At 42.7% G+C, this 26,444-nt stretch carries 26 protein-coding genes; 9 read left to right on the forward strand and 17 right to left on the reverse strand.

The features are described from left to right. Window positions 1-13 precede the first annotated feature (13 nt). The 3 genes from ACT8YW_RS01640 to dnaG all read left to right on the forward strand — a co-directional run bounded on the left by ACT8YW_RS01640 (window position 14) and on the right by dnaG (window position 4,192). A complete protein-coding gene (locus ACT8YW_RS01640; protein WP_004297264.1) occupies window positions 14-1,075 on the forward strand; it encodes a bifunctional 3-deoxy-7-phosphoheptulonate synthase/chorismate mutase type II in 1,062 nt (353 codons plus the stop codon). Between the two features lie 155 nt (window positions 1,076-1,230). Next, window positions 1,231-2,004, forward strand: coding sequence for a prephenate dehydrogenase (locus ACT8YW_RS01645; RefSeq protein ID WP_004297263.1), 774 nt, complete (start codon window positions 1,231-1,233; stop codon window positions 2,002-2,004). A 106-nt stretch (window positions 2,005-2,110) separates the two neighbouring features. Beyond that, window positions 2,111-4,192 carry a DNA primase gene (dnaG, locus tag ACT8YW_RS01650; RefSeq protein WP_004305478.1) on the forward strand — a complete coding sequence of 694 codons (2,082 nt, stop codon included), beginning with the start codon at window positions 2,111-2,113 and terminating at the stop codon, window positions 4,190-4,192. A 29-nt stretch (window positions 4,193-4,221) separates the two neighbouring features. On the opposite strand, the gene folE is transcribed toward dnaG, so the two are convergent. From folE to ACT8YW_RS01720, 14 genes are all read right to left on the reverse strand, one after another. After that, window positions 4,222-4,812 carry a GTP cyclohydrolase I FolE gene (gene folE, locus ACT8YW_RS01655; protein WP_004297261.1) on the reverse strand — a complete coding sequence of 197 codons (591 nt, stop codon included), beginning with the start codon at window positions 4,810-4,812 and terminating at the stop codon, window positions 4,222-4,224. A 7-nt stretch (window positions 4,813-4,819) separates the two neighbouring features. Next, on the reverse strand, window positions 4,820-5,263 hold the full coding sequence (locus ACT8YW_RS01660) for an SPOR domain-containing protein (RefSeq protein ID WP_004297260.1): 444 nt from the start codon (window positions 5,261-5,263) through the stop codon (window positions 4,820-4,822). 140 nt (window positions 5,264-5,403) lie between these two features. Then, a complete protein-coding gene (tpiA, locus tag ACT8YW_RS01665) occupies window positions 5,404-6,159 on the reverse strand; it encodes a triose-phosphate isomerase (protein ID WP_302825453.1) in 756 nt (251 codons plus the stop codon). A gap of 106 nt (window positions 6,160-6,265) precedes the next feature. Continuing rightward, window positions 6,266-7,624: a BT_3928 family protein gene (locus tag ACT8YW_RS01670; protein ID WP_444103762.1), complete on the reverse strand. Its 1,359-nt coding sequence runs from the start codon at window positions 7,622-7,624 to the stop codon at window positions 6,266-6,268. Next, entirely contained in the window at window positions 7,614-8,156 is a 543-nt protein-coding gene (locus ACT8YW_RS01675) for a DUF1599 domain-containing protein (RefSeq protein ID WP_004297257.1), read from the reverse strand. Before ACT8YW_RS01675 ends, ACT8YW_RS01670 begins: the two co-directional genes overlap by 11 nt. 122 nt (window positions 8,157-8,278) lie before the next feature. Then, window positions 8,279-9,148, reverse strand: a complete 870-nt coding sequence (locus ACT8YW_RS01680) for a peptidoglycan DD-metalloendopeptidase family protein (protein ID WP_148366528.1) — start codon at window positions 9,146-9,148, stop codon at window positions 8,279-8,281. A 19-nt stretch (window positions 9,149-9,167) separates the two neighbouring features. Then, window positions 9,168-9,632: a nucleoside-diphosphate kinase gene (ndk, locus tag ACT8YW_RS01685; protein ID WP_444103763.1), complete on the reverse strand. Its 465-nt coding sequence runs from the start codon at window positions 9,630-9,632 to the stop codon at window positions 9,168-9,170. A gap of 223 nt (window positions 9,633-9,855) precedes the next feature. Next, window positions 9,856-11,952, reverse strand: coding sequence for an ATP-dependent DNA helicase RecG (gene recG, locus ACT8YW_RS01690; RefSeq protein ID WP_444103764.1), 2,097 nt, complete (start codon window positions 11,950-11,952; stop codon window positions 9,856-9,858). Continuing rightward, window positions 11,953-12,612: a 2-C-methyl-D-erythritol 4-phosphate cytidylyltransferase gene (locus ACT8YW_RS01695; protein WP_444103765.1), complete on the reverse strand. Its 660-nt coding sequence runs from the start codon at window positions 12,610-12,612 to the stop codon at window positions 11,953-11,955. 7 nt (window positions 12,613-12,619) lie between these two features. Further along, window positions 12,620-13,171: a DJ-1 family glyoxalase III gene (locus ACT8YW_RS01700; RefSeq protein ID WP_004297251.1), complete on the reverse strand. Its 552-nt coding sequence runs from the start codon at window positions 13,169-13,171 to the stop codon at window positions 12,620-12,622. Between the two features lie 27 nt (window positions 13,172-13,198). After that, complete coding sequence (locus ACT8YW_RS01705) at window positions 13,199-14,071, reverse strand: cell envelope integrity protein TolA (protein ID WP_117512873.1); 873 nt, start codon at window positions 14,069-14,071, stop codon at window positions 13,199-13,201. 6 nt (window positions 14,072-14,077) lie between these two features. After that, on the reverse strand, window positions 14,078-14,494 hold the full coding sequence (locus ACT8YW_RS01710; RefSeq protein WP_004305499.1) for an ExbD/TolR family protein: 417 nt from the start codon (window positions 14,492-14,494) through the stop codon (window positions 14,078-14,080). 7 nt (window positions 14,495-14,501) lie between these two features. Continuing rightward, the gene (locus ACT8YW_RS01715; protein WP_004297248.1) at window positions 14,502-15,218 is read right to left on the reverse strand and encodes a MotA/TolQ/ExbB proton channel family protein; all 717 of its coding nucleotides are present in this window, start codon (window positions 15,216-15,218) and stop codon (window positions 14,502-14,504) included. Further along, window positions 15,215-15,931, reverse strand: a complete 717-nt coding sequence (locus ACT8YW_RS01720) for a pyridoxine 5'-phosphate synthase (protein ID WP_004297247.1) — start codon at window positions 15,929-15,931, stop codon at window positions 15,215-15,217. Before ACT8YW_RS01720 ends, ACT8YW_RS01715 begins: the two co-directional genes overlap by 4 nt. Before the next feature lie 148 nt (window positions 15,932-16,079). Between ACT8YW_RS01720 and ACT8YW_RS01725 the strand changes: the two genes are divergently transcribed. Further along, window positions 16,080-16,949, forward strand: a complete 870-nt coding sequence (locus tag ACT8YW_RS01725) for an NAD kinase (RefSeq protein ID WP_004305502.1) — start codon at window positions 16,080-16,082, stop codon at window positions 16,947-16,949. A 633-nt stretch (window positions 16,950-17,582) separates the two neighbouring features. Here the strand turns inward: ACT8YW_RS01725 and ACT8YW_RS01730 are convergent. Together ACT8YW_RS01730 and ACT8YW_RS01735 are read right to left on the reverse strand one after the other, a co-directional pair. Continuing rightward, complete coding sequence (locus tag ACT8YW_RS01730) at window positions 17,583-18,455, reverse strand: hypothetical protein (RefSeq protein ID WP_004297244.1); 873 nt, start codon at window positions 18,453-18,455, stop codon at window positions 17,583-17,585. Between the two features lie 562 nt (window positions 18,456-19,017). Further along, window positions 19,018-19,227, reverse strand: a complete 210-nt coding sequence (locus tag ACT8YW_RS01735) for a hypothetical protein (RefSeq protein ID WP_444103766.1) — start codon at window positions 19,225-19,227, stop codon at window positions 19,018-19,020. A gap of 123 nt (window positions 19,228-19,350) precedes the next feature. On the opposite strand from ACT8YW_RS01735, the gene mdh reads away from it, so the two are divergent. The 5 genes from mdh (at window position 19,351) to ACT8YW_RS01760 (ending at window position 25,571) form a co-directional block, all read left to right on the forward strand. Then, window positions 19,351-20,292, forward strand: coding sequence for a malate dehydrogenase (gene mdh / locus ACT8YW_RS01740; RefSeq protein WP_004297234.1), 942 nt, complete (start codon window positions 19,351-19,353; stop codon window positions 20,290-20,292). Window positions 20,293-20,564: 272 nt separating this feature from the next. Next, window positions 20,565-22,028, forward strand: coding sequence for a TolC family protein (locus ACT8YW_RS01745; protein WP_004305509.1), 1,464 nt, complete (start codon window positions 20,565-20,567; stop codon window positions 22,026-22,028). A 106-nt stretch (window positions 22,029-22,134) separates the two neighbouring features. Beyond that, the gene (locus tag ACT8YW_RS01750; RefSeq protein WP_004305512.1) at window positions 22,135-23,127 is read left to right on the forward strand and encodes an HlyD family secretion protein; all 993 of its coding nucleotides are present in this window, start codon (window positions 22,135-22,137) and stop codon (window positions 23,125-23,127) included. A gap of 2 nt (window positions 23,128-23,129) precedes the next feature. After that, complete coding sequence (locus ACT8YW_RS01755; protein ID WP_004297230.1) at window positions 23,130-24,311, forward strand: ABC transporter permease; 1,182 nt, start codon at window positions 23,130-23,132, stop codon at window positions 24,309-24,311. After that, on the forward strand, window positions 24,312-25,571 hold the full coding sequence (locus ACT8YW_RS01760; RefSeq protein ID WP_444103767.1) for an ABC transporter permease: 1,260 nt from the start codon (window positions 24,312-24,314) through the stop codon (window positions 25,569-25,571). A 157-nt stretch (window positions 25,572-25,728) separates the two neighbouring features. Here ACT8YW_RS01760 and ACT8YW_RS01765 read toward each other — a convergent pair whose 3' ends face one another. Further along, window positions 25,729-26,382: a porin family protein gene (locus ACT8YW_RS01765; protein WP_143259025.1), complete on the reverse strand. Its 654-nt coding sequence runs from the start codon at window positions 26,380-26,382 to the stop codon at window positions 25,729-25,731. Between the last annotated feature and the right edge of the window lie 62 nt (window positions 26,383-26,444).

The raw sequence follows: 26,444 nt of genomic DNA on the forward strand, positions 1-26,444 counted from the left end.
AACAAATAAGAATATGGAACTCGAATCAATTTTATTACCGGGCGTTGAAGCTAAAAGACCGATTGTCATTGCCGGCCCGTGTAGCGCAGAAACGGAAGAACAAGTAATGGATACAGCCAAACAACTGGCTGCTAAAGGACAAAAAATATATCGTGCCGGAATCTGGAAGCCGCGCACCAAACCGGGAGGTTTCGAAGGTATCGGTGTAGAAGGTCTTGCCTGGTTGAAAGAGGTGAAGAAAGAAACTGGAATGTATGTTTCTACAGAGGTAGCAACAGCCAAACACGTTTACGAATGTCTGAAAGCGGGAATCGATATTCTTTGGGTAGGTGCACGCACCACTGCCAATCCTTTCGCCGTACAGGAAATCGCTGACGCACTGAAAGGGGTTGATATCCCTGTATTGGTTAAGAACCCGGTGAACCCGGATCTCGAATTATGGATCGGAGCACTGGAACGTATCAACAACGCTGGTTTGAAGCGTCTGGGTGCTATCCACCGCGGTTTCAGCAGTTATGACAAAAAGATCTACCGGAATCTTCCCCAATGGCATATTCCTATCGAACTACGCCGCCGTATCCCTAATCTTCCGATTTTCTGTGATCCGAGCCATATCGGTGGAAAACGTGAGTTGGTAGCACCGCTTTGCCAACAGGCTATGGACTTGAATTTCGACGGTTTGATTGTAGAAAGCCACTGCAACCCGGATTGCGCATGGAGCGATGCTTCTCAACAAGTTACTCCGGACGTACTCGACTATATCCTCAATCTGTTGGTAATCCGTACGGAAACACAGTCTACCGAAAGTCTGGCACAACTCCGTAAACAGATTGATGAATGTGACGACAATATCATTCAGGAATTAGCAAAAAGAATGCGTGTGGCCCGTGAAATCGGTACTTACAAAAAGGAGCACGGAATCACAGTTCTTCAAGCCGGACGTTACAATGAGATTCTGGAAAAACGTGGCGCGCAGGGCGAACAATGCGGTATGGACAGCGAGTTTATGAAGAAGATTTTCGAAGCCATCCACGAAGAATCGGTTCGTCAACAGATGGAAATTATTAATAAGTAGTTAGAGTGAAGGTGTGTCATAATGAATAATAAAACGCAGATTAACGCAAATTATTGCAGAAATAATTTTATAAGTCGTTGATTAATATATCAATATAGTTGAAATAATCTGCGATAATTTGTGTTTTGACACACTCTCACTAAATAATAAACATTATGAGAATATTAATCCTTGGAGCCGGTAAAATGGGCTCCTTCTTTACTGATATTTTGAGCTTTCAACACGAGACGGCCGTGTTCGACGTCAACCCGCACCAGTTGCGTTTCGTCTATAACACGTATCGTTTCACTACATTGGAGGAGATTAAGGAATTTGAACCGGAACTGGTTATTAATGCTGTTACAGTGAAGTACACATTGGATGCCTTTCGCAAAATACTGCCTGTATTACCGAAAGACTGTATCATTAGTGACATTGCCTCTGTAAAAACAGGATTGAAGAAGTTCTACGAAGAAAGTGGTTTCCGCTACGTTTCCAGTCACCCTATGTTTGGCCCGACTTTCGCAAGTCTTAGCAATCTAAGCAGTGAAAATGCCATCATTATCAGTGAAGGCGACCACCTGGGAAAAATATTCTTCAAAGACCTCTATCAGACATTACGGTTGAACATCTTCGAATATACATTTGATGAGCACGACGAAACAGTAGCCTACTCGCTTTCTATTCCGTTCGTATCGACGTTCGTATTTGCTGCCGTAATGAAACATCAGGAAGCCCCGGGAACTACGTTCAAAAAGCACATGGCAATCGCCAAAGGGCTGCTAAGCGAAGATGATTACCTGCTTCAGGAAATACTGTTCAACCCACGCACTCCGGGACAAGTGACTAATATCCGGACAGAGTTGAAAAACCTTCTCGAAATCATCGAAAACAAGGATGCGGAAGGTATGAAAAAGTATCTGACGAAGATCCGGGAAAAGATTAAATAATCAATACCGGTGCCAAGATTTAACGATCCCCTGCAAAAAAGTTCTTTGCAGGGGATTTTTTTATGTGTACCTTTGTATCCGCAAAAACGGATTCACAGGAGAAAGAATGATAGATCAAATTACCATAGACCGGATATTGGACGCGGCACAAATTATGGATGTCGTTTCGGATTTTGTCACCCTGCGCAAACGTGGTGTCAATTATGTCGGTTTATGTCCGTTCCACAGTGATAAAACCCCTTCTTTTTATGTCTCTCCCGCCAAAGGATTATGCAAATGTTTTGCTTGTGGAAAAGGTGGAAATGCCGTGCATTTCATTATGGAACACGAGCAGATGTCTTATCCGGAAGCATTGAAGTACCTTGCCAAGAAATATAATATTGAAATCAAGGAGCGGGAATTAAGCGATGAAGAGAAGTTTGTGCAAAGCGAACGCGAAAGTCTGTTTATCGTTAATAACTTTGCACGCGACTATTTCCAGAATATACTAAAAAATCATGTAGACGGGCGTAGCATCGGTATGGCCTATTTCCGCAACCGTGGCTTTCGCGACGACATCATTGAGAAATTCCAATTAGGTTACTGCACTGAAGCCCACGATGCATTCGCCAAAGAAGCAATCCAAAAAGGATATAAGAAAGAGTACTTGGTAAAAACAGGACTTTGCTACGAAACGGACGACCACCGGTTACGGGATCGTTTTTGGGGACGTGTTATTTTCCCTGTACATACGCTTTCCGGCAAAGTGGTGGCTTTTGGCGGACGTGTACTTGCCAGTGCAACGAAAGGGGTTAAAGTCAAATACGTCAATTCGCCCGAATCGGAAATTTACCACAAAAGTAACGAGTTATACGGTATATATTTTGCCAAACAGGCTATTGTAAAACAAGACCGTTGCTTTTTGGTTGAAGGCTACACGGACGTAATCTCCATGCATCAATCCGGCATAGAGAATGTGGTTGCTTCCTCGGGAACAGCCCTTACACCGGGACAAATCCGTATGATTCACCGGTTTACCAACAACATGACTGTGCTTTACGACGGCGACGCAGCAGGTATCAAGGCTTCTATCCGGGGAATTGACATGTTATTGGAGGAAGGTATGAATATCAAAGTCTGTCTTCTTCCCGATGGGGACGACCCAGACTCTTTTGCCCGCAAGCACAACTCAACGGAATTTCAGACTTTTATCTCGGAACATGAAACGGACTTTATCCGCTTCAAAACGAACTTGCTACTGGAGGATGCAGGAAAAGATCCCATCAAGCGTGCGGAACTGATTGGTAATCTGGTGCAAAGTATTTCTGTCATCCCTGAAGCAATTGTCAGAGACGTCTATATCAAAGAATGCGCGCAGCTACTTCATGTAGAAGATAAGCTGCTAGTATCAGAAGTTGCCAAAAGACGGGAAACTCAAGCAGAGAAGCGAGCTGAACAAACGGAACGGGAACGCCGGATGGCTGAAAGAACGGCTATGATGTCACAGGGCAGCACACCTCCTGAAGATGTTCCAATACCTAATGGAGATATTCCGTTACCTCCTGAAGTGGATGGCGGATATACAGATGTTCCTCCTGCTCTGCAGGAAGACAGTTATGCTTCCTTTATTCCGCAGGAAGGAAAGGAAGGGCAGGAATTCTACAAATTCGAGCGACTGATATTACAGGCGGTAGTTCGTTATGGAGAGAAAATCATGTGTAACCTGACCGATGAAGAAGGAAACGAAATTCCGGTAACCGTCATAGAGTATGTGGTTAATGATTTGAAAGAGGACGAGTTAGCCTTCCATAATCCGCTGCACCGCCAAATGTTATCGGAAGCTGCTGCACACATGCACGATTCCAACTTCATTGCCGAACGTTATTTCCTGGCACATCCTGATCCGGTAATCAGTAAATTGAGTGTAGACTTGATTAATGTGCGTTATCAGCTTAGTAAGTATCACTCCAAGTCCCAAAAGATTGTGACGGATGAAGAGCGGCTCTATGAAATGGTTCCGATGTTAATGATTAACTTCAAGTATGCAATCGTAACAGAGGAATTGAAGCACATGCTTTATGCCCTCCAAGATCCTGCTCTTGCCCATGATAATGAGAAATGCGACTCACTTATGCAACGCTATAATGAGTTGAGAACCGTACAAAGCATCATGGCAAAGCGGTTGGGAGATCGCGTCGTTTTACGATAAACTTATTTGTTTAGTGAGCAGAAAATAGATTATACTCTTCCGTGTTGAATCAGATTCATAAACTCTTCACGAGTCTTTGCCTGATTGAAAGCTCCGGTAAAGTCAGAAGTAGTAGTAATAGAGTTTTGTTTTTCTACACCACGCATCTGCATACACATGTGTTTGGCTTCCACCACCACCATTACTCCCAGTGGATTCAGCGTTTCCTGAATGCACTCTTTGATTTGCAGTGTCATGCGTTCCTGCACTTGCAGACGATGAGAGAATATATCGACTACACGGGCAATCTTACTCAACCCTGTGATATAGCCATTAGGAATATAAGCCACGTGCGCCTTTCCGTAGAACGGCAACATGTGATGTTCACAAAGAGAGAAGAAATCGATATCTTTCACAATCACCATCTGGCTATATTCTTCCTGGAATTTAGCAGAGCGAAGCACTTCGTGAGGGTCCATGTGATACCCTTTCGTCAAGCTTAACATCGCCTTAGCCACCCGTTCTGGAGTTTTCAATAACCCTTCCCTTTCGGCATCTTCACCCAACAAAGTTATAATACTACGATAATGACTCTTCAACTCCTCCAGATTCGGAGAAACAATTTCTTCTTTTTCTAACATGATACAATTATAAAGGAATATTGATCTGGTCTCTTACAATAGAAACCTCTTTGAACACACCGGTAGCTTTCAACCGACGCATCATTGCGTCCGCTTCTTCAATGCTACGGAAATCACCTACACGACAAAGCCAACGAGGCGGATTGAACGAAGTATATACCGTCAATTCAGGAAAATACTCTTTCACACGCGATGCTACATGATAAGCATCATTCTTCGCCTGACGAGTATTGTTACCGGCATACGCCTGGATTCTGAATCCGGAAGTCTTTATTACTTTCTGTTCACCTGTTGCAGGACGTTCCATACCTATCAGAGCCTCGATGCGGGGATCTTGATGGATAGTCACCTTTCCTTGTCCCGGAATGTTACGTTCCAGACTCTTGATAATACTTTGCGCTTGCGCAAAAGTAGCTGTCAAAACAAACAATAGGGTAAGTAAAACTTTCATTATTAAACAGTTGATTGTTGATAAATGATAAATGACAGTTAGAGAATGACAGTCGGAAAATGATAGTTGAAAAGATAAACGATAGTCGATAGCAGGCTATACTACATAGCAACTATCAACTATCATTTATCAACTATCATTTAATTGAAGGCATCAATGATACCTTTGAAATCAGATACTTTCAAAGCAGCACCACCAATCAAACCACCATCAACGTCCGGGTTAGCGAACAGTTCTTTAGCGTTAGAAGGTTTGCAACTACCACCGTAAAGGATAGAAGTATTGTCTGCGATTTCTTTGCCATACTTGTCAGCTACGATAGAACGGATGAAAGCATGGATTTCCTGTGCTTGTTCAGGAGAAGCAGTTTTACCTGTACCGATAGCCCAAACCGGTTCGTAAGCCAATACAATCTTAGAGAAGTCTTCAGCAGACAGAGAGAATACAGATTCCATCTGTGCAGCTACCACTTCGTTCTGCTTGTTAGCTTCGCGTTCTTCCAACACTTCACCGATACAGAAAATCGGAGTCAGACCGTTAGCCAAAGCCAATTTTACTTTTTCTTCCAGGATAGCAACTGTTTCACCGTAGTATGCACGACGTTCAGAGTGTCCCAGAATTACATATTTTGCACCTGTAGAAGCAACCATTTCAGCTGAAACTTCACCTGTATATGCACCTGAAGCTTTGTCTGCACAGTTTTCAGCACCTACACCGATCTTTGCAGCGTCTACCAACGGAGTAACAGAAGCCAGGTGGATAAACGGAGTACAGATGATTACATCACAGTTAGGCTTTTCGTTAGCCAATGCTTCGTTCAATTCTTTAGCCAAAGCGATACCCTCTTGAAGGGTTTTGTTCATTTTCCAGTTTCCTGCAACAATGTTCTTTCTCATTTTGTTTTTTATTTTAAAGGGTTAATAAATTTACGATTTCACGATTGACAATTGAACGATCGGAATTAGCGTTCGTTACAGAGGCCGCTCGTTATCATTTATTTTTTTATTCTTGTTCTTCTATTTTCGGATTCTCCGTTTTTAATTCTTTGCTTTTCATCTCTTCCTCTTGTTGCTTCCGCTTCGCGTTTTTCCGTTCTCTGCGGCGAACGACCAAAACATCCACCCCAAGCACTAACAACAATGGAATAACAAACCATAAGAATACATATCCTACTGTATGAGTGTCACTGCTCACCTTCTGCTTTCCTAACGGCAGATTTTCCAGTTTGTCCGTCAGCACATATTCATCCGGTATATCCTCATCGCTCCATTTATTCAGAATTGTTCCGTTCTTAATCAGTATCAATCCCGGATTGGAACGAACCATCGTCTTTAATGTAATATCATCCATCTGACAGAAAGGATATTCGGCTCCCGTCTTGTCCTTCCACAATTCGATCTGTTCTTCCGGTGAAGAAGTGAGGCAATAAAACTTATAGCCATGCTCCACCGAATAGTCATATATCTCATTAATCAAATCAATGTTACTATCATCCGCCTCTTCAATCCGATGGGCAACCAACAGGAAGGTGTATCCTATATCCGTCAATACATCGTCTGTTATATCCTCGCCCGTATTCAGATCAATCATAGAGAAATCGTGAATAGCCGGTTCATATCCTTTTTCCTTCAGGATTGTCCGTGTGTCGACAAATGTCCAGGTACTATCCGGATAGTTATCCAACGTAAATTCTTTCTTCTCTCCGTTCTTTTCCAAGATAAAGATGCTTTCATATACACTCGGTTTCGCTCCTTCGGGCATTGTCATTCCTTCCAGAATATTCTTTCCGATCTTGTAAGGACGAAAGTCTAAAACAGGCAGACGGTCCAGACAATAGAACGACAAAGTAAATACAAAGAACAACGTATAGAGAGAAACCAGCCACTCCATTTTCACACTGATAAAACGAACCAGCATCCTTCTGTGACGGAAAGCCATCATTGCTGCAAACAGCAGAACTATATTCTTACCGAATGTCTCCCAATTCGTCAACACCCAGGCATCTCCAAAACAGCCACAGTCCGAAACCGGATCAAAGATGGCAAGATACAAGGTCAGTGGTGTCATGAAAATCATCAGCATCAAAGCCAATGAAGTAGCCAACGTTCTCCTGGTAGCAAAGAATAAGGAGATACCGATAAAAAACTCAACGGCTGACAAGATGATGCCTCCCAATAAAGGGAAGAATGAAGGGAACCAGGAAGCTATTCCGAATGCGGTCAGATAATCCTGTATCTTATACTGGAACCCCAGTGGATCAACTGCCTTTACAAATCCGGAAAAGATGAACGATGCCGCCAAAAGAAAGCGACACGTATTCGCCACTACCTCCTGAATGATATGTAAGTTCTTATCCTTCAAATTCTATCTTAATCAGTCCGAAAACAGAGTAATTAATCATATCCATATAATTGGCATCAATTCCCTCTGACACCAATGTGTTGCCGGCCAGGCTCTCAATCTGCTTGGTACGGTAAATCTTCATCAAGATCAAGTCTGTGTAAGAGCTGACACGCATGCTCCGCCAAGCTTCATCATAATCATGGTTTTTGGCAAGCATCAGGTCTAATGCCTCTTTTGCATACTTATCGTATAAAGCCATCGCTTCTTCATTGCTGATGTCGGCAGACTCGGCATAACCCAGTTCCAACTGGATGAGTCCGACAATGCCATAATTGACAATCGCAATAAACTCAGCACGGATTCCCTCGTCAATCAAGGTCACTCCTTTGGTTTCAATACTACGAATCCGATTGGCTTTAATAAAAATCTGGTCAGTCACCGAAGCCGGACGCAGGATACGCCATGCAGGCCCGTAATCGTGCAGCTTCTTGGAAAATAAGTCACGGCACAAAGCGATGACATGTTCAAATTGTTGCTTGGTATCTTTCATCTTCTTCCAAATAGTGCGCAAAGGTAACAATAATTAAGTAAAAACAGAAAGAGGGCACTCTAAATTATATTAAAGTGCCCTCTTCTAAAGATATTGTATTACTGTTTTATAAGCTATATTTTTTATGAACAACGCAAAACCTGTCCGATACGCAAAGTCGTGGTCGGTTTGATGCGGTTCAGTTTGCAAAGTGTGCTGACTGATACGCCGCGTAACTTAGCAATGCGGGACAATGTATCGCCACTCTTCACCTTGTGATAACGGATAGCACCATCAGCCACCTGAGTGTCATGAGAACCTGCACGATTCACGCCTTTTGCTTTGCGGAATGTATAAGTATCGGCAACGATATCCTGTTTCGGGAAGTCGAACATATAAATCGGATTAATAGCAATTCCCAGGAAGCGGGTTTCGAAATGAAGATGCGAACCTGTAGAACGTCCGGTGTTACCACCCAGACCAATCGGTTCACCTGCTTTCACTAGCTGATTATCTTCAACCAATTGTTTAGACAAGTGTCCGTATACAGTTTCCAATCCATTATCATGACGGATAACGACGTACTTACCATAACCTCTGCGCTCATACTTCACGACACGCACTTTACCGTCAAAAGCAGCAACGATTGTATCACCGATATTAACCTTCAAGTCGAGGCCATTATGCATTCTTCTCCAACGAGGGCCGAAAGGCGAAGTAATTTTAGTACTCGGAGTTGGCATATGGAAACCAGTCAGGTCGATTGTATACGTTTCAGGGATAATAGCATTTCCGTAAGCATGCACATACTGGTTGTTCCAGTTTGGATAAAGACTTAGGGCGGGATATTCGGACTGTTCGGCGCGGATTTGCTTCTGCAAGGCCAAAGAGTCTACTGATTTTAATTTCTTGTCTATCGGTGCTTGGCGGGCAATCAGGTCTTGCGAGAAAGAGCTCAGACTAACCATAGCCGCAACAGCGACCAATCCTGTTTTAATAATGCTAAAATTCATTCGTTCTTTGTCAATTCAATTAATATTCGTCGTTTGCGTACAGGTAGTCAAATGTTGCCTGCTTGTAATCGAATATTTCTTCCGGTTTAAAAAATCTCGTTAATTCAATAGCTGCGGTCTCCGGAGAATCGGATGTATGAACTATATTCTCTTGAAAGCTCATACTGTAATCCCCACGAATGGTGCCTGGGGCAGCTAAACGTCCATTAGTCGGTCCCGCCAACGTACGGACTGTTTGAATAGCATCCACACCCTCGAAACAACAAACAATGACAGGAGCTGTCATCATAGAATCTTTCACACGCTGAAAGAAAGGTTTGCCGCTAAGGTGGGCATAATGTTCGCTTAACAATTCATCAGTCAGTTGCATCATCTTCATGCCAGCCAACCGTAATCCTTTACGCTCAAAGCGATGAGTAATCTCACCTACCAATCCCCGTTGAAGGGTACACGGTTTTAAAATGACTAGCGTTTTTTCAAGCATAATACTCGACTTTGCAAATGGTTAAACAATACATTTACTAAAAAAATTCCCCCAAAGGTAGTATTTTCCTACGAAAAGACAAGGGAGTTATTAACTATTTTTCAGATGCTTAGTACGAAAAGAGGGGGTAATTGGGGCGTTAAACTCCTATAAATAGGGAGGATAGAGCCGAAACATGTTTTGCAACACATTTACGCAAATAAACTGCATGTTTAACCGTTTTTCAACTTATGGCAGCCCAGTTAACATTCGTTTTCCGTAAGGCTTTAAGCTGTCGCCATAAGATTTCGTTCTCCGGACTTTGTGCTGCAGGGTCTTGTTCTACTATGCTTTCAGCTATAGCACGAACGTATTGCAACAATTGACCATCACGGACAATATCCGCGATCTTCAAATCGAAAGCGATACCGCTTTGCTGTGTACCTTCAAGATCACCGGGACCACGCAATTTCAAATCGGCTTCTGCTATTTCAAAGCCATCATTGGTGCGCACCATGATTTCCAATCGTTTCCGGGTATCCTCCGTCAACTTGTAATTCGTCACCAGAATACAATAAGACTGTTCTGCTCCACGCCCTACCCGACCGCGTAACTGATGTAACTGTGACAACCCGAAACGTTCTGCATTTTCAATAATCATCACCGAAGCATTCGGAACATTCACTCCCACTTCGATGACGGTGGTAGCTACCATGATCTGCGCTTTCCCCGAGACAAAAAGCTGCATTTGTTCATCTTTCTCGGCAGGTTTCATTTTACCATGCACTTTACAAACCGTACACTTCGGAAACTCTTCCAGAATATGCTGATACCCTTCTTCAAGATTCTTCAAATCAATCTTTTCGCTCTCTTTAATCAGCGGATAGACAATATAAACCTGCCGTCCTTCGTCGATCTGCTTACGTACCGAACGATACATGCTTTCCCGGCGATTGTCGAATTGATGGATGGTAGTAATCGGTTTTCTTCCGGGTGGAAGTTCATCGATAACAGACACGTCCAAGTCACCGTACAAAGTCATCGCCAACGTACGAGGAATGGGAGTGGCAGTCATTACAAGTACATGCGGAGGTTGAACATTCTTACTCCAAAGACGGGCACGTTGAGCCACACCAAAGCGATGTTGTTCATCAATCACAACGAAACCTAAAGAAGAGAAATTGACAGTATCTTCAATAACTGCATGTGTTCCTATTAATATCTGCACATCTCCGGTCAGCAATCCGGTCAGAATCGCTTCTCTCCTTTTTCCTTTAATAGAACCTGTCAGTAGCTCAACACGAATATCCATGCCAAAAAGCAATTCCTTGATGGTTTCGTAGTGCTGGTTTGCCAGGATTTCGGTAGGTGCCATCATACAAGCCTGATAGCCATTGTCCAATGCCAGCAGCATACTCATCAAGGCAACCAGTGTTTTTCCGCTTCCTACATCTCCCTGCAAAAGACGATTCATCTGTCTGCCACTGCCGACATCGTTCCGTATCTCTTTCAATACCCGTTTCTGCGCACCCGTCAGTTGAAAAGGAAGATTCTTTGTATAAAATGTATTGAACACATCTCCCACTTTTTCAAAGATGTATCCACGATACCTTTTCTGCCTGTCTTTGGCATATCGGAGAATGTTTAGCTGAACATAAAACAGTTCTTCAAATTTAAGACGGTATTGTGCCCGACGGAGGACATCGGGATTGGTCGGGAAGTGGATATTCCGGAGCGCTTCCGTCAAAGGCATCAAATGATGCTCCGTCAGCAACTTGGGAGAAAGTGTTTCAGGTAGAGGCTCCTGTATCTGCTGAATCACCGTTGCCATCATCTTCTCAATCGCGTGAGAGTTGAGGAAACTGCGTTTCATCTTCTCCGTCGTACTGTAATAAGGTTGCAGTCCCACCGAGGAAAGTTTCAAATCATCCGGTTTGTCTACATCAGGATGCGCCACATTGATACGTCCGTTGAAAACTGTCGGTTTGCCGAAAATGATATATTCCTCGTGGAGTTTATACTTTCCCAAGATATACTTTATACCTTGAAACCACACCAAATCCACGACTCCTGTACCATCCGAAAAATGCGCTGTCAGACGGCGCTGCCGTCCTTCACCAATGGTCTCAAAACCGAGGATTTCTCCTTTCAACTGGATATACGGCATATTGCCATCTATTTCATGAATGTAATAGATGCGGCTCCGGTCAATATATTTATAAGGGAAATAATAAATTAAATCGTGCAAGGAATAGATTTCCAACTCCTTATTTAATACAGCGGCTTTTTGAGGGCCTACACCGGAGATAAATTTTATGTCGCGTGTGGCTAAATCGAACATTTATAAAAGAGCACTCCCTACTTTTAAATCGAAAGGAGTTGTTATTTTTATATTTTCACGGTTGCCTTCTGCCAGATAAACGGGCATTCCCATCGCTTCCACAACGGAAGCATCATCTGTAAAGAAGGGGGTAAATTCCTGGGCATAGGCTTGTTGCAGCAACTCTACATCAAACACTTGCGGCGTTTGCACCAGTTTATAATCAGTCCGGCTGACTGTTTCACTTCCGGCATCTGTCAAATGGCGAAGCGTCTCTACTACATCCACCACAGGAATCACTGCTTTTTGCACCTCTGCCAACTCATAACAACGGCGAATCACTTCTACTGATACAAACGGGCGTACTCCATCATGCACTCCCACCAATCCCGGCTCTTGCACCAGTGCCAGCCCGTTCTTTACGGAATGGAAACGTGTTTCACCTCCTTCTGCAAGGACATGTTTCACCGTAAAATGATGTTCATCGCAAAGTTGCTTCCAGAAACTTTGTTGCTCCTGCGGAAGCACCAATATGATTTGAAGTGCCTCGTCATATCTCCTGAAGACTTCCAGGGTATGCATCAACACAGGTTTATCACCCATGGGAAGGAATTGTTTGGGAAGATCACTTCCCATTCGCAAGCCCTTTCCACCGGCGACAATGATTACATATTTCTTCATGGACGGTTTAGCGTTTAACGCACATCGCTTCTACCAGTTCGTCTACTTTTTCCTTACCTACCAACAGGTCAACGATTGTCAAGGCAAATTCCATAGCAGCACCTGGTCCCATACCCGTAATGATGTTTCCATCACGTACGACATGTGCATTTACACATTCGGCACCATCCAGATATTGTTCGAAACTCGGATAACAGGTAGCCTTCTTTCCTTTCAGCAGTCCCAGTTTACCCAACACCATCGGAGCAGCACAAATGGCAGCAATAGGTTTACCTTTTGCAGCAAAATCAAGGATCAATTTGCGCAATCCTTCGTGCTTGTCAAGTGTAGCAGCTCCCGGCATTCCTCCCGGCAACAACAAAAGTTCAGCATCAAAGAAATCACAATTCTCGAAATTGATATCGCAAAGAACGGATACATCATGTGCTCCTACTACAATTTCATCCGGTGTAACGGATACGATTTCTACATTCAGTCCGGCACGTCTCAACGTGTCAATAGCAGTAAAGGCTTCAATTTCTTCAAAACCATCTGCAAAAAAAGCGTATACAGTTCCCATAATGCTTAATATTTTTGGTTAATGATACTATCTCAAGTTAAAATAATAGGTGATTGTCCCTGTCTGGTTATTCACTCCATCGATCGTATTAAAACGGGCTTTCTTAGCTGCATCCTCCGCTGCCTTACGTAAAGCAGAATTTACAGTGTTCGTTTGAGGACTGATGCTGGTCGACACTACTTGTCCTGCGGGATTCACGGTGATATTCACCACTACACGTCCTTCTTCCTGCACGTTATATGCAGGCTTCGGCAAACTACCCGTACCTAAAGAACGTCCGCCAAGGTCAAATGTTCCATAACCTCCGGTTCCGGTTTTCGCTCCGGTAGAAGAATTACCTTCTTTACTACCTTCGGTTCCCGTACCACTGGTTGCCGTACCTTTATTACCCGTCATTTGCGCTCCTTTTCCGAACGCACCGGATACTCTCTTTTTAGCGGCCTCTTCGGCAGCTTTACGTTCACGCTCCGCTTTTTCCTCCGCCAGTCGTTTCGCTTCCGCAGCTTTTTCCGCTTCCGTTTTTTCCGGCTTCTTCACCGGTTCTTTCGGCTTAACCACCTCTTTGGGTTTCACCGTTTCTTTTTTCGGCTCTTCCGTCTTAGGTTTCAGAGTTACTGTTTCTTCTTCAGTCTGCGTCAACAAATCCTGTTCCGAAGGAAGTTGTGGTTCTGCCTCCGCAGGCGCTGCCGCATCTTCATCCATAATATCCACGTCTACCAGAGAGGGATCATCGAAACCACTTGCTGCGTCTACATTTCCCATCATCACAGGCACTCCGCCTGCATCTTCATCCGGTTGGGGGACAGTAAAGCTCACCAGAATCAAAAGAGCAATCACTGCCACATGCACCAACAGTGCACCGAGCGCTCCTATGTATTCACCCTTTTTTCTTCTGTCCATTGTTTCTTATTTATTTTCAGGCGGGCGGGTAGCCAGCACCATCTTAAAATGATTCTCGTTTGCAATGTTCAATACCCTTACAATCTCACGATAAGGTACCGATTCATCTGCATACAATGCCACATACATTTCCGGTTCCTTCTCTGCACAACTCTGCAAAAATGAAGTCAGATCGTTCAGCGCCACCGGCTGCTCTTTTTCATTGCCGAAAGCGGCATAGAAATTCAAGTCCTTATCGATAACCACTCTTGTCAGCGGCTTGGCCGAAGTCTGCTGCTTGCCTTGAGGCAACAATACCTTTATGGCATTGGGCGACACCACCGTAGAGGTTATCATAAAGAATATCAGCAACAGGAAGATGACGTCCGTCATGGAGGCCATGCTGAAATTGGGCGATACTCTATTTCTTCTTTTTAATCCCATCTGCCAATTATTTTGCAGGCTCGTTCAACAGGTCCATGAACTCCATTGTACGAGATTCCATTTTATTTACCACACGGTCTACCAGCATCACCAGATAATTATAGGCAAACATAGCGATGATACCGACAATCAGACCACCGACCGTTGTAATCATAGCTTCATAGATACCTCCCGAAAGCAAAGTGATATCAATGTTTCCACTTCCGGCATTCGCCATTTCGTAGAATGCGCGTACCATACCGGTCACCGTACCGAGAAATCCGAGCATTGGAGCACCTCCGGAAATAGTTGCCATCACAGTCAGTCCTTTTTCCAATTTTGCAACTTCAATGTTACCCACATTCTCAATAGCTACCTGCACATCGTTAATAGGACGTCCCAGACGGCTGATTCCTTTTTCTATCATACGTGCCGAAGGGGTATTCATCGTACGGCAATAGTTAATAGCCGCTTTGATCTCTCCACTATGAATATAGTCTTTAATCCGTTCCATAAACATGGGGTCCTCTTTTCCTGCTTTGCGAATCATGTAGTTACGTTCAAACAGGATATAGAAACAGATAACCGACAGTACGCCCAATACAATCATAATCCATCCACCCTTGACAGCCATATCAAGCATGTTCATTTCCGGAGCGTTTACCTCCGTCAGCACGGGGTTGGCAGTAGCCAGTGAGTCGGCCATATTCATAGCCCCTTGGGCTAACAAGATCATTGCATTCATGAGCGTAAACAGTTTTTATATTCCTGAATGGTACGTTCGAGTCCCAGATACAGTGCATCGCTAATCAACGCATGTCCGATAGACACTTCATCCACCCAAGGAATGTTTTTATAGAAATAATTTAAATTCACCAGACTCAAATCATGACCGGCGTTCAATCCGATACCCAGTTTACGGGCAGTCTTTGCAGCTTCGATAAAAGGAGCGATAGCTGCTTCCGGATTCTTCGGATAGTCCGTCGCATAAGGTTCAGTATACAGTTCGACGCGATCCGCCCCTGCTTTTGCTGCATATTCCACCATTTCAGGATCGGCTGCCACAAAAACGGAAGTACGAATGCCGGCACTGTTAAACTGATCGAGAACTTCCGTCAGGAATTCCTGATTTGCTTTCGTATCCCAACCGGAATTGGAAGTAATTTGTGAAGGATCGTCGGGAACCAAAGTTACTTGATGAGGTTTAACTTTCAACACCAAGTCAATAAATTCCGGAGACGGATAACCTTCAATATTAAATTCAGTCCGCAACAGAGGACGCAAGTCATATACATCAGAACGACGAATGTGACGCTCGTCAGGACGGGGATGAACGGTGATACCATCAGCCCCAAAAGATTCACAATCAAGCGCTACCTTTACTACATCGGGCACATTTCCCCCGCGAGCATTTCTTAGTGTAGCAATCTTGTTTATGTTTACACTTAATTTAGTCATAGTTCTACGTTATATTTGCCGCAAAAATACAAATATTATTATTAGTTGCCTAATAATACGAAACGCATTCTCTACTCTTTTTTGGTTATTTAAAGTAGAAATCCAAGAAAAAATGCCAAATTTGCATCCTGAACTAATGATGTTGCTTATGAAATTTGCCATTTTTGGAAATACTTATCAGGCTAAAAAGTCTTCTCATGCTGTCACCTTGTTTAAACTTTTAAAGAAACAAGGAGCAGAGATTGGTATGTGCAGGGAATTTTATCAATTCCTAGTTTCTGAAAATATGGATATTGAAGCAGATCAATTATTTGATGGTGATGATTTTACTGCCGATATGGTAATCAGCATCGGAGGCGACGGAACGTTTCTGAAAGCTGCCCGCCGCGTAGGAAGAAAAGGGATCCCTATTTTGGGAATTAACACAGGACGTTTAGGATTTCTGGCAGATATTTCGCCGGAGGAAATGGAGGAAACATTTGATGAAATCCAAAACGGCAGATATAGCGTGGAGGAACGAAGCGTACTTCAGTTGATCTGCAACGACAAACATCTCCAAGATTCTCCTTATGCCCTCAACGAAATAGCTATTCTCAAACGGGACAGCTCCTCTATGATTAGTATCCGGACAGCTATTAATGGCGCGTATCTGAATACTTATCAAGCTGACGGGTTAGTAATTGCCACTCCAACAGGTTCCACAGCCTACTCTTTGAGTGTAGGAGGCCCGATCATCGTTCCTCATTCCAACACTATTGCCATCACTCCGGTGGCTCCACATAGTCTCAACGTCCGCCCTATCGTTATTCGGGATGACTGGGAGATTACATTAGATGTAGAAAGCAGAAGTCACAACTTCCTCGTCGCCATCGACGGGAGGAGCGAAACTTGCAAAGAAACGACTCAACTAACCATTCGCCGGGCAGATTACAGCGTAAAGGTAGTGAAACGTTTTAATCACATTTTTTTCGATACACTCCGCAGCAAGATGATGTGGGGAGCTGACGGAAGACGGTAAGCAGTCCACATTATGCAACCGTTATTCCTCATCGCCTAATTCAACTATACGGTACTTAAAAATAGAACTTCTAAAAAAAGGGATATTCAAACTGGTGAGAATGCAACAATTTTGGGTATAGATTCCAACTAAAGACAAAAAGGGCTGGGATTTACAATCTTCAGAAATCAGATTAACATTATTTTCCCCTATATTTACTCAATAAGATTAAAATATACTGATTACACTTGCAAATCATTCTTTTATAGACAACAGTCATTCATTTTATCAGTTTCTCCTTACCTTTATTTATATATAAACTAGAGAAAAAAATAGCTTCTAATCATTCCTATATGAGTTCCTCGCCGAGAAATGAGATGTCCCTCACCGAGGAACTTATCCTTCCTCGGTGAGGGACATCTCGTTGGTTTTAATCCAACGAAGGCTCCCATGATTAAAAAGCCGCATATTGTCTGCAAATTCATGCTACGCTCGCCCTATTTTCTGTATATTATTGCAATTATTTATGCAGTTCTTTCCCCAGTTCATCCATAAAAGAACAACTGTTGCCCGAAGAAATATTAAAAACAGACCATCGGGTTAGCTAATATAGAAGAAAATAGAATATCGGTAGAGAAAAAGAATACCCCGATATTAATCTAACATAAAGGTCTGCGAACCAATCAGATTACCACCTTCGAAGATATCAACACGGTAGTTTCCGGCATACAAGAATTCTTCTACATCCCAAAACACATTGATATTCTGTTCTTCTCCGTTATATTCAATATACTTCTTAATTGAATAAACCAATGTACGGTTTTCATAAGGGAAAGTATTGGATGCACTCTTGGTCAGTACATCATTATCGGGTTTGGTTATACGTACATAGATGGTACGTTCACCGTTTTCGGCGGTTATATTCTTCACGACCGTGAAACTGATGGCTAACTTCACCACGTCTTTCACTTTCTTCGCCACTTTACCACGTTTATTGCGTGGTTCGATACGAATATTAGTTGCATCGAGTTGTGCGGCTAGCGTCACCTTCTTATTCAGATTCTTCTTTTCTTCAGAAAGGTTATCGATCTGTCGTGAAGCCTGATTATACTTTTGAGTCACTTCAGCTATGACCTGTTTCTGCTGTGCAGTCAGTTTATTCAGAGAGTCGATCTGATTAATATACCCAATCATTACCTTACGCAAAGTAGCCAACTCATTCTTTAAACGACGGATCTCTGTAGCATTCGTGCTCTTCACTGTACGAAGTTCTTCCAAGAGACGTTGAGTTTTCAATTGTTCCTGTTCCAGTAATTGAGATAAAGAGTCATTAGAAATCGTCATCTTTAACTCATCATATTGTTGTGCAAAACGGGTATATTCGTTTTCCAGATCTTCCTTATCTAATTGGAATTCCTGCACTAACTCCCGGTTAGCTTGTTTTTCGGTAAACAATAAATAAGTAATACCAATAATAGCTATCACCAAGATAGCCACGGCCGCAATAAGAAGGCTTTTTTTACTCATAGTTTCAGTTGTGAATTGATAACGTGCGCAAAAGTAATCATTTCGCAACAGAAGTCAAGTATAAAAAGTGAGAGTTTTTGAAAAACTCCCGACTAATCTATGCAATTTTAATTTATTAACCAGTCAACCAGGCCGAGCCGACAGACGCAAAGTACCCCGACTGATTCTCCTTTATGATCCTAAGCGGCCACTGGCATTACCTGATCGGAGCAGCCTTATTTGCGACTTTTACCTCGTTTGCGTACTGGTTTTGAAGCAAATGATACTTTAGCAAACAAGTATTGAAATTATTTTTTAGTGAAGCGGTAGCCAGAGAAATAATATAGAATTTACCTAACGTACAAACGTACGTTATCTACCGTGTGAATGTCCGTTACCCACCGGGCGAGCATCAACAACCTACCAGACAAAAGTCGGTCATCTGCCGGACGAACAGTTCATGAGGGACACGGGAACAGAAATGGCACCGACGAAGTGATCCGAACCGACAACGGCAGCAACCAAAGCCATCTTCTCTGCCCTGTATTATTGCTGTTGTTTATAACAGAAATAATACTTTTACTTACTCTTCTTTACTCTTCTCTTCTCTACTCTTCTCTACTCTACTGGTTTTCATTGGCTTTTCCCCCTTTACTGGTGGGCGTTTCAGCGCTTCGTACAACTCTCTCCGAACACCCTCGTTTTTGTATCGTTTTCGTTGTTTATTCTCCACTTCTCTTCCACGCTTGCCAACGGCTTGTTCGACCACTTTTTTTTCATGATAGCTATCCATTCCGGAGAACTTCGACCTTTAACTAAAATTATTACGGAAAAATTTCTTTAATTAGGATTATCGTTGTAATTTTGTCGCGCTAAAAGATAAAACAAATTATCAACTTTTTAAATATATAGTATTATGTCAAAAGTAACCGTAGTAGGCGCAGGTAACGTAGGTGCTACATGTGCAAATGTACTTGCTTTTAATGAAGTAGCAGACGAAGTAGTAATGCTGGACGTTAAAGAAGGCGTTTCAGAAGGTAAAGCAATGGATATGATGCAGACAGCTCAATTGTTGGGTTTCGACACTACATTGGTAGGCTGCACGAACGACTATGCTCAAACTGCTAACTCTGACGTTGTTGTGATTACTTCAGGTATTCCTCGTAAACCGGGTATGACTCGTGAAGAACTGATCGGTGTGAACGCTGGTATCGTTAAATCGGTAGCAGAAAACCTGTTGAAATATTCTCCTAACGCTATCATCGTTGTTATCTCCAACCCAATGGATACAATGACTTATTTGGCATTGAAAGCTCTGGGCTTGCCGAAAAACCGTGTTATCGGTATGGGTGGTGCTCTGGATAGCTCTCGTTTCAAATATTTCTTGTCTCAAGCTATCGGTTGCAACGCTAACGAAGTAGAAGGTATGGTTATCGGTGGTCACGGTGATACTACTATGATTCCTTTGACTCGTTTCGCTACTTACAAAGGTATGCCTGTAGCTAACTTCATCTCTGCAGAGAAATTGGAAGAAGTTGCTGCTGCTACTATGGTAGGTGGTGCTACGCTGACTAAATTGCTAGGTACTTCTGCATGGTATGCACCGGGTGCAGCAGGAGCATTCGTAGTTGAATCTATCCTTCACGACCAAAAGAAGATGGTTCCTTGTTCTGTATTATTGGAAGGTGAATACGGCGAATCAGATCTTTGCATCGGTGTTCCTGTAATCCTTGGCAAGAATGGTATCGAAAAGATCGTTGAACTGAACCTGAACGAAGACGAAAAAGCTAAGTTCGCAGCTAGCGCAAAAGCTGTTCACGGAACTAACGCTGCTTTGAAAGAAGTAGGTGCTCTGTAATTAAAATCCCCTTACTTTATATATCAAGAAAGGCTGTTCCTCGCCATGAGGAATAGCCTTCTTTCTTTTCAACAGAATCCATCCCCACTATATTTCTAAAAAAAGCTAATTCGTTTTGAGTTCTCACAGAAAGCACATACATTTGCATCGTTGTTTATGCAATTATTGTTTAAGTAAACAAGTACAAAAAAACAGACTACTTTAATAAACAAATTGCATAAGAACAGGGTTATTTAAAATAGAAGTACCACCTTATTAATATGCAAGATGCGATGAAAAAAGTTTTTCTTCTGACATTTCTGTTAAGTTTCACTTTTACAGTAAAAGCGCAGAGCTTTCTAAGTCTGGATAGTTGCCGCGCATTAGCTCTTGCCAACAACAAAGATTTGTTGATAAGCAATGAAAAAATAAGTGCGGCTCATTATCAACGGAAAGCTGCATTTACAAATTATTTGCCTAATTTCTCGGCAACGGGAGCTTACATGAGGAACCAGAAAGAGTTTTCATTATTAAACAATGACCAGAAAGCCGCGCTTTCAGGGTTAGGAACGAATCTGGCTGGCCCCATCCAACAAGCTGCAACCGAGATTGCAACAGCACATCCTGACTTGGCACCACTTATTTCTTCCTTAAGTGGAAAATTAGGAGCGGTGCTGCCCGCCCTCGATCAAGCGGGAAACTCTTTAGTGGATGCACTCCGTACAGACACCCGAAATGTCTATGCAGGTGCCATTACATTGACACAACCTTTATACATGGGCGGGAAAATCCGGGCGTACAACAAAATAACAAAGTATGCCGAAGAGTTGGCTCAAGAACAACATCACGGCGGTATGCAGGAAGTAATCATGAGTACGGACCAAGCCTATTGGCAAGTCATTTCACTGGTTAATAAGAAGAAGTTGGCGGAAGGTTATCTAAAGCTTCTGCAACAGCTGGACAGCGATGTAGAGAAAATGATTAATGAAGGAGTAGCCACCAAAGCGGATGGTTTGTCTGTACGCGTCAAGGTAAATGAAGCCGAAATGACACTGACTAAAGTGGAAGACGGATTGAGTCTTGCGCGAATGTTGCTGTGTCAACTATGTGGTATTGATCTTAGTTCTCCCATCACACTGGCAGACGAAAATATGGAAGACATTCCACTACTGACAACGGACCCTCATTTCGATCTATCCACCGCTTATGAGAATCGTCCGGAGATACGTAGCCTCGAATTGGCAACGCAGATTTATAAACAGAAAGTAAATGTAACCCGTGCGGAGCATCTTCCATCCATCGCATTGATGGGGAATTATATGGTAACCAATCCCTCTGTTTTCAACAGCTTTGAAAACAAGTTCAAAGGTATGTGGAATGTGGGAGTTATGGTACAGATACCTATATGGCACTGGGGAGAAGGTATTTATAAAACCAGAGCGGCAAAAGCCGAAGCTCGTATTGCACAGTACCAACTTCAGGATGCTCGTGAAAAAATAGAGTTGCAGGTCAATCAGGCTGCATTCAAGGTAAAAGAAGCTGGTAAGAAACTGGTAATGTCTTCTAAAAACATGGAAAAAGCGGAAGAAAATCTACGCTATGCAACACTTGGTTTTAAAGAAGGAGTGATTGCCACCAGCAATGTTCTTGAAGCACAAACAGCATGGTTGTCTGCTCATTCAGAAAAGATTGACGCGCAAATAGATGTGAAGCTGACGGAAATCTATCTGAAGAAGTCTTTGGGAACGCTGAAATAAATAAGATTCGGAAAAATAAAGTTAAGAACCCAATCAGAAACAACCCAATCTCTAACCAACTCACAATCTATAAATCACAATCCATAAATCATAATTCATAAATCATATGGCACCTATAAAATCACAAAACAGCAATATGCTTCTTGCATTCCTTACTCTGTTGGGAGTTATTGCAATCGTTGCAGTCGTCGGTTTCTTCATGCTCCGCAAGGGTCCTGAAATTATACAGGGACAGGCTGAAGTTACCGAATATCGCGTTTCAAGTAAAGTTCCGGGACGTATACTGGAATTTCGCGTGAAAGAAGGCCAAAGTGTCAATGCCGGGGATACGCTGGCCATTTTGGAAGCTCCTGACGTGGTAGCAAAAATGGAACAGGCACGTGCTGCTGAAGCAGCTGCACAGGCACAAAATGAAAAAGCAATCAAAGGCGCGCGGGAGGAACAAATCCAGGCGGCTTATGAAATGTGGCAAAAAGCCCAAGCAGGCGTTACCATTGCCGAAAAATCATATCAACGCATCAAGAATCTCTACGAACAGGGAGTGATGCCTGCACAGAAGCTGGATGAAGTGACTGCGCAACGGGATGCAAGTATTGCAACAGAGAAAGCTGCCAAAGCACAATATACCATGGCGAAGAATGGAGCGGAACGTGAAGATAAGATGGCTGCGGAAGCTTTGGTAAACCGGGCAAAAGGAGCTGTTGCCGAAGTTGAATCGTATATTAAGGAGACTTATCTCATTGCTCCGGCTGCCGGGGAAGTTTCTGAAATATTCCCGAAGGTAGGCGAATTGGTTGGTACCGGCGCTCCTATCATGAATATCGCTGAACTCAACGATATGTGGGTAACATTCAATGTACGTGAAGATTTGCTCAAGAACCTGACGATGGGTTCGGAGTTCGAAGCTATCATTCCTGCTCTGGATAATAAAAAGATCCAGCTCAAAGTATATTATCTGAAAGACTTAGGCACTTATGCTGCCTGGAAAGCAACCAAAACGACCGGACAGTTTGATCTGAAAACATTCGAGGTGAAAGCTTCCCCGGTAGAGAAAGTGGAAAATCTCCGTCCGGGTATGTCCGTTATCATTGACAAGTAACCATGAAAGAGAGAGAAAAGAAATATATAGCTTTGTGGCAGGTTATGCAAAGAGAGTGCCGGCGATTGGTATCACGCCCGCTCTATCTCTTCTGTATGGTCATTGCCCCGCTGTTTTGCTATATATTCTTCACCACTTTAATGGATTCGGGGCTTCCCAAGGATCTTCCTGCGGGAGTGGTGGACATGGATGATTCGTCTACTTCCCGTAATATTGTCCGCAATCTGGATGCTTTTTCGCAGACAGGGGTTGTAGCTCATTACAGCAATGTAACAGATGCACGTATTGCCATGCAGGAGGGAAAAATCTACGGTTTCTTCTATCTCCCCAAGGGTTTATCGGCAGAGGCACAAAGCCAACGGCAGCCAACGATCTCTTTCTATACCAATTACTCATACCTGATTGCAGGCTCTCTATTGTTCAGGGATATGAAAATGATGGGAGAACTCACCTCCGGAGCTGCAGCCCGGACGATGCTGTATGCCAAAGGTGCGACAGAGGATCAGGCTATGGCTTATCTGCAACCGATCGTAATTGATACACACCCACTAAATAATCCGTGGCTGAATTATTCGGTATACTTATGTAATACACTGATACCGGGAGTACTCATGCTATTAATATTTATGGTTACCGTTTATTCAATCGGTGTAGAAATTAAGGATCGCACTGCCCGCGAATGGCTACGAATGAGTAACAACTCCATTTACATTGCATTGGCAGGAAAACTGCTTCCCCACACAATAGTCTTTTTCATTATGGGTATATTTTATAATGTATACCTGTATGGATTCCTGCATTTTCCTTGCAATAGCGGCATATTCCCGATGATATTCGCCACACTGTGTCTCGTACTGGCATCTCAATGTTGTGGTATTGTTATGATAGGAACTCTGCCGACTCTACGACTCGGATTAAGTTTTGCCTCCCTGTGGGGAGTCATATCGTTCTCCATTTCCGGATTTTCATTCCCGGTCATGGCTATGCACCCCGTTCTACAGGCTTTGAGTAATCTATTCCCGTTGCGGCATTATTTCCTGATTTACGTCGATCAAGCACTCAACGGATATAGTATGGCTTACTCATGGACCAACTATATGGCACTATTAATATTTATGATGCTCCCCTTCTTTGTGGTTCATCGCCTGAAGGAAGCATTGGTTTACTATAAATATATACCCTAAATGAAAGATATAAAATTAAAAGACAAGATAGCCCAAGGCATCAATGACCTGTTTTATATCTGGAAGCGGGAGTTTCAGACAACTTTCCGCGACCAGGGGGTGCTGATATTTTTCATACTCGTCCCATTAGGTTATCCGTTGTTGTATAGTTTCATTTATGACAACGAAGTAGTGCGTGAAGTTCCTGCCGTTGTTGTAGACGATTCACATTCATCTCTTAGTCGTGAATATCTCCGCAAGGTAGATGCCACACCCGATATTCAAATCGTCTCTTACTGTGCCGATATGGAAGAGGCCAAACAAATGCTGAAAAACCGGCGTGCATACGGCATCATTTATATCCCTTCGGATTTTAGTGACAATATTGCCAAAGGAAAACAGACACAAGTGAGCATCTATTGCGACATGAGCGGATTGTTGTATTATAAATCGATGCTTCTTGCCAACACAGCGGTTTCTTTGAATATGAATAAGGACATCAAGATTGCACGCAGTGGAAATACAACCGACCGGCAGGATGAAATCACCGCTTATCCGATCGAATATGAAGAAATCTCTATCTTCAACCCGACTGCCGGATTCGCTGCTTTCCTAATTCCTGCAGTACTAGTATTAATTATCCAACAAACATTATTACTTGGTATCGGTCTCGCTGCGGGAACAGCTCGTGAAAATAACAGGTTTAAGGATCTCGTGCCTATTAACCGTCATTACAACGGAACGCTACGAATTGTATTAGGAAAAGGCTTGAGTTATTTCTTGGTCTATATATTGGTAGCTTTCTACGTACTTTATGTGGTCCCAAGATTATTTAGCCTCAACCAGATCGGACAACCCAGTTCATTAGTATTATTTGTTGTCCCCTACCTTGCGGCTTGTATTTTCTTTGCCATGACAGCTTCCATTGCTATCCGCAACCGGGAGACGTGTATGCTGATCTTTGTATTCACGTCAGTCCCCTTGTTATTTATTTCCGGAATCTCCTGGCCGGGAGCAGCCATTCCCCCGTTTTGGAAGTATGTATCTTACATCTTCCCCTCTACCTTTGGAATTAACGGCTTTGTAAAAATCAATAATATGGGAGCTACTCTTAGTGAAGTAGCTTTTGAATATAAGGCTTTATGGTTGCAAGCCGGCATTTATTTCCTTACCACCTGTTGGGTATACCGCTGGCAAATACTAATGAGCCGCAAACATGCAATAGAGCGATACAAAGAATTAAAAAAGAAAGAAAACTTATCCAAGCAGATAAGTGATTAATGAGTGAAAATTACAAGAGAGAGAGTTTACGGTGTATCCTTTCCATAGAGGGTATGCCGTTCTTCTTTTTTCTAAATAAGAATATAAAAAAATCCCCCGTTCCAAGAGAGTATAGAACGAGGGATTTTAGAGATATTATAAAGAGAGTATAATAAGTTTAGAACTTGTAACCTACACCGATAGAGAAGTTCATGTTCTTTACACTTGTCTTTTCACCTTTAGCATTAATGCCATCTGAAAGTTTAGTCAATCCAAAGCTACCAGTTAGGTCAACAAAGAACTTGTTGATTTCGTAAGCAACACCAACTCCAATACCAAAATCGAACTTCTTAGCAGCCTTATTTACAATGTCACCATCTTCATCTTTAACATCTTTGAAGATATCATATTTATCTTCTCCACTTTCATCGCCATCAGACCAGCTATTTTTAACCTTACCACCAATACCGTATGCAAGATATGGACCAGCTTTTACTACAATATTCTGGTTATCTGCAATAGCAAATCTTGCAGCAGCCATGATAGGCAATTCTAAATACATTGGATTATAAGTGTATTCATCTTTATATCCGTCCTCACTAAAATCTTGCTTTGTACCTTTAGTAGAAAACATCAAAGATGGCTGAATAGACCACATTTCTGTGAATTGATATTCCATTCCAACGCCAACATTAAAGCCTACTTTCATAGAGTTTTCTTCCAAACCTGTAAGATTACTCATATTCATACCTACTTTGGCATTCCAAGAAATTTGAGAATAAGAAACGATAGAAACAAGTGCAAATAGCACAAAAATCAAACCTTTTTTCATATCATTCATTTTTTAGCTGCCTTCCTCTTCCCTTTGGTCAGCATTGTTAGTTAATAGTTTTG

Source organism: Bacteroides sp. (assembly GCF_052357945.1).
In the GTDB taxonomy this organism is placed as follows: Bacteria; Bacteroidota; Bacteroidia; order Bacteroidales; family Bacteroidaceae; genus Bacteroides.